The organism is Bacillus pseudomycoides DSM 12442, from assembly GCF_000161455.1.
Lineage (GTDB): Bacteria > Bacillota > Bacilli > Bacillales > Bacillaceae_G > Bacillus_A > Bacillus_A pseudomycoides.
This window is the reverse complement of record NZ_CM000745.1, coordinates 5,777,524-5,782,414: the sequence shown is the minus strand read 5'-3', so window position 1 is coordinate 5,782,414 and position 4,891 is coordinate 5,777,524. Positions and strand designations below refer to the sequence as shown.

Below are 4,891 nucleotides of genomic sequence, written 5' to 3'. Positions count from 1 at the left end.
GGCTATGTTGGAATATAAAGCAAAATGGTATGGTAAACAAGTTATCGTGGTATCTAAAACATTTGCTTCTAGTCAGTTATGTTCCAATTGTGGATACAAAAACAAAGATGTCAAAAACCTAACAATTCGTGAGTGGGATTGCCCTTCTTGTGGCACACATCACGATAGAGATCGGAATGCAGCACTCAATCTTAGAAATGAAGCAATTCGTATCTTAACCGTAGGAACTACGGGGATAGCCTAATTCATTAGAGTTCGATAGAACTCTGTACCTAGGAATCTCCCACTTCAAACAGTCCGCAAGGACGTTAAGTGGTGAGTAGTTCAAAATTTATAAAATATAAGAGATGTTTTAGACTTGATGCTTCCGCCTAATTATGTAAGTACAAACTATACAATATGTATCTTCTAACCATTCTTCCTTAATCTTCTTCTCTCTTTTTCTAACCGTCTAAAAATCACACATATAACACCGCCCGCCACTGTAAACAGAATGCCAGGCACCAATAATAAAAGTCCCCCTCCACTCATCCAAATTAACGCTATTCCTAAAATCAAACATATAATTCCAATTATCATCTGACCTCTTTACCACCCTTTACATAAAATTTCCCCATGTTTGTAAAAACATTCTGATGAAATTATACCTCTTTACTTATAACAAACTCAACACTACTAAACTATCTGTTTCTCCCCCTTTCCTTCAAGAAATAAAACCCTACGATTCCATTTTTCTCTTACTATACATTATTATAATAATATATAGTAAGATAGAGTAAAAACGAGAGGAGATTATTATGGCAACGATTGGAATTGACCTAGGAACAACGAATAGTTTAGTAGCCTATTGGACGGATTATGGTGCAGCCCTTATCCCAAATGCACTTGGCGAATATCTTACACCATCTGTCATCAGTGTTGACGAGAGCGGTGAAGTTTTAGTCGGACGCATCGCCAAAGAACGGCTGATTACCCATCCGCACGTTACAGCATCAACGTTTAAGCGATTTATAGGAACAGAGAAAAAATACGAGTTAGGTATGTATACATTTTCTTCAGAAGAACTTTCATCTTTTATCATTCAATCTTTAAAACAAGATGCAGAAGCTTATTTAAACGAAGCGGTTACTGGTGCTGTCATTAGCGTACCTGCTTATTTCAACGATGCTCAGCGCAAAGCGACAAAACGAGCTGCTGAAATTGCTGGATTAAAAGTTGAACGTCTCATTAGTGAGCCAACGGCAGCTGCTATCGCTTACGGACTGTATCAGGAAGCGGCAGAGACAAAATTTCTTGTATTTGATTTAGGCGGCGGAACATTTGACGTGTCCATTTTGGAATTATTTGAAGGAGTGATGGATGTTAAATCGATCGCCGGCGATAATTATCTTGGAGGCGAAGACTTCACAAACAGTCTCATGTCCTTTTTCTTAGAGTCACACCAACTCGATTCCGATTCCCTTGACTCAAAAACGCTATCTTTAATTTATGCACAAGCAGAACGTTGCAAACTTACATTATGTAATGAGCCTGCCGCGATTATGAAAGTCGTTATTCATAATGAGACGTATGAAACTCGCATTAACAGAAGTGAATTTGAAAAATTAGTAACCCCGCTTCTCTTACGGCTTCGCTATCCGATTGAACGCGCACTTCGCGATGCGTCGCTAAACCCTAAGGATTTAGATGCTGTCATTCTAATTGGCGGGGCGACAAGGATGCCGCTTATCAAATCCGTCATTTCTAAAATGTTCGGACGCATGCCTCATGCGAATATTAATCCTGATGAAACGGTTGCTTTAGGTGCTGCGATTCAAGTTGCTTTAAAAGAACGAAACAAAGCACTAGAAGAAGTTATCTTAACGGATGTTTGTCCATATACGTTAGGAACTAGTGTTGTTCAAGCATTAGGAAATGGACAACAAGGATCCGGATACTTCTTCCCGATTATTGAACGAAATACACCGATTCCTGTAAGTCGAGTGGAACGACTTTATACTGTCAATGATAGACAACACTCCATACTTGTCGATGTTTATCAAGGAGAAAACCGCTTGGTTAAAAATAACTTAAAACTTGGCGAACTTAAAATTAAAGTCCCTCCTGCTCCTGCTGGACAAGAGGCGATTGACATTCGTTATACATATGACATAAATGGCATTCTCGAAGTCGAGGTAATAAGTACAACGACTGGAGAGAAAAAAAGAGCAATTATCCAACAAAACGCCGGAAATCTTACAGAAAAAGAAATTGAAGCTAGACTACTAGAATTGAAAGAAATTAAAATTCATCCACGAGACCGGTCCGAAAACCGATTGCTGCTCGCAAAAGGCGAACGGCTCTATGAAGAGTTACTCGGTGACGAACGCAAAAAAGTCGCGATCTTGTTACAGCAATTTGAAAATGCGCTCACAACGCAAAATGATAAAAAAGTGAAAGAAGCCGCTCATATATTAAAAGAGCATTTAGAGAATATTGAAAGGTGGATCAGTCATTCATGAGCATTTGGGAAACGTTAGAAATTGAGCCTACCGATAATGTTGCAGCTATTAAAAAGGCTTATGCAAAACTTCTAAAGATTTATCATCCCGAAGACGATCCTGAAGGATATCAGCGGCTGAGAGAAGCATTTGATAAAGCGATAAAAAGCGCAAAACAAATGAAGACTGCACCTCCCTCTCAACTAGAAAAAACGGATGAAAACGAAGAGAATTCCTATATCCACCCTGTATCTCCTACATGGATGGATGGTGACGCTGAACTTGCCGCCACTCTCGTTTCAGAACATCCCGTTTACGCATTTACGGAAAAAATCGAGACGCTGTATAACGATTTCTTTGCACGAATCGAACCGAAAAATTGGGAAGACTTATTAAGTTCCGATGTGATATGGGACGTAGAACATGCGGCAGTGATTCAAGATAGATTAATAGAATTTTTACAATATCATTACCATTTCCCCCGCTCGATTTGGGAACTTCTCGACAATGTATTTCGCTTTAGTGAACAAAGAGAGGAGTTGGAATTTGAATATAGTGAAGAAACAGTACAGTTTTTGCTAGAGAGAATTAGCGGCGAGAAAGAAATGCGTTATGATGTTTTCAAGAAAAGTGATGATTTAGATTTTGAAGCGTATTTTCATTTACGTGAAGAAATCCAGCTCACACTTATGAATAATAACTTAGAAGCAGCAAAAAGTGCACTCGATTTTGCATACGAGCTTTATCAAGAAGATCCGGAACTTTTACGCATGCAGGGCATTTATTATTTGCGCATAGAAAATAAAGAACGTGCGTTACAATCATTCAATGACATACTTGCCATTTACCCGGATGACCTAGATGGTTTACTTTATCGGGCCCAGATTTACTATGACCGCGGGCAGTTTGCAGATGCTATCAAGGACTGTGAGCATCTACTGTCGATTGAGCCGGAGCATATGGACGCACAATTCTTAATAGTGAAGCATTCGTTCGAATCAGGTGATATAGAAACTGTAGCCACTAGGGCGTTGGATGTGGTAAAGCGTTATGTGGAACGCTTCGAATTTCGTTCATACTGTATTCGAATTCACACTGAAATTCCAGAGAAGAGACAGAAACAAGAAATAAATATGAAGTTTATTATCCGCTATGCGCTATACTTTTTATTTCTATTTATTAGCCGCACCTGGGTTTATTTGCTCTTTATGATTCTTATTGTTTTAACCCCATTACCATCTAAATATGCATTACTTCTCCTACTCCCACTTATTTGGGAAGCATGGAAATTCGTTAGGCTTAAAACATTCGCATAAGGAGGAGACAGAATGCCTGTTTTATATAAAAGAAAACGAGAGAAACAGTTCGAACTATATTTCCGCTGCCTGTCTTCCGTTTGTTTGAATTGCGTTTACCTTACAAACTATTTTACCCGATATGAATTTACCCTTATCAGAGACCGCTTTATTGGGAAACGTTTTTTGAAGAACGTGTTATGGACATGGCAAATCGAAAATTCGACGGAGTTAAAAGAGAAAATCATTTGGTTTTTAGAAGAAGGGACACGGCAGGAATTTAATCGTATACGCCATCAATTGACTCCTCTTTCCGAGGCAGCGCGAAAACAATTATCGAAAGACCATCCTGACCATGAAAAACTTTATATTGCTAATTACGGATTACATATTTTGACGGATTCAGGAATTGCAGCGTTTGATTATGCATGGTGTATCTGTTTATGTCGGGTCGGTAGAAGACTCGGTTATTTATCAAAACAGGAAGCAAAGAACTTTATGATACAGGCTGCACGACTTTCACAACATTCTTATTCAGACTGGCACGAGTATTTTAACGCCTTTCGTATTGGCAGCCACTTTAACGCAAATGATACAGAATTCATAAATAAAGATAAGTATAATATTAATTACGTATCGTACTTGTTTGATTATAAAAAAACTCTATTGAGTGTTGTTCCATGGGAAAATAATCTACTTAAAGATTTAAGTTAAATCATGCTATGCTTCTTAACCAAATTGATAAAAAATCCTAGGAACTATGATTTCCTGGGATTTATTTACATATAAGGTATTTGCTGAACTACTCACCACTTAACGTCCTTGCGGACTGTTTGAAGTGGAAGATTCCTAAGTACAGAGTTCTATTGAACTTAGGCTATCCCCGTAGTTCCTACGGTTAAGAGACGAATTGCCTCATTTCTCAGATTGAGTGCTGCATTTTGATCTCGATCGTGATGTGTGCCGCAAGAAGGACAATCCCACACACGAATTGTTAGATTTTTAACGTCTTTGTTTTTGAATCTACAATTGGAACATAGTTGACTAGAAGCAAATGTTTTAGATACCACGACAACTTGTTTACCATACCATTTCGCTTTATATTCCAACATAGCT

5 protein-coding genes are annotated in these 4,891 nt (G+C 38.4%); 4 read left to right on the top strand and 1 reads right to left on the bottom strand.

The window, feature by feature from the left end:
* From BPMYX0001_RS29175 to BPMYX0001_RS29160, 4 genes are all read left to right on the top strand, one after another.
* On the top strand, positions 1-244 hold a 244-nt coding region (locus BPMYX0001_RS29175; RefSeq protein ID WP_033799596.1), incomplete at its 5' end, for a zinc ribbon domain-containing protein.
* A gap of 553 nt (positions 245-797) precedes the next feature.
* Positions 798-2,501 carry a molecular chaperone HscC gene (locus tag BPMYX0001_RS29170; RefSeq protein ID WP_006097737.1) on the top strand — a complete coding sequence of 568 codons (1,704 nt, stop codon included), beginning with the start codon at positions 798-800 and terminating at the stop codon, positions 2,499-2,501.
* The gene (locus tag BPMYX0001_RS29165; protein ID WP_033799595.1) at positions 2,498-3,796 is read left to right on the top strand and encodes a J domain-containing protein; all 1,299 of its coding nucleotides are present in this window, start codon (positions 2,498-2,500) and stop codon (positions 3,794-3,796) included. Before BPMYX0001_RS29170 ends, BPMYX0001_RS29165 begins: the two co-directional genes overlap by 4 nt.
* 12 nt (positions 3,797-3,808) lie before the next feature.
* A complete protein-coding gene (locus tag BPMYX0001_RS29160; RefSeq protein ID WP_006097735.1) occupies positions 3,809-4,489 on the top strand; it encodes a DUF1266 domain-containing protein in 681 nt (226 codons plus the stop codon).
* Positions 4,490-4,647: 158 nt separating this feature from the next.
* Here the strand turns inward: BPMYX0001_RS29160 and BPMYX0001_RS29155 are convergent.
* Positions 4,648-4,891: zinc ribbon domain-containing protein (locus BPMYX0001_RS29155; RefSeq protein ID WP_081449610.1), on the bottom strand; the 244-nt coding region annotated here is incomplete at its 5' end.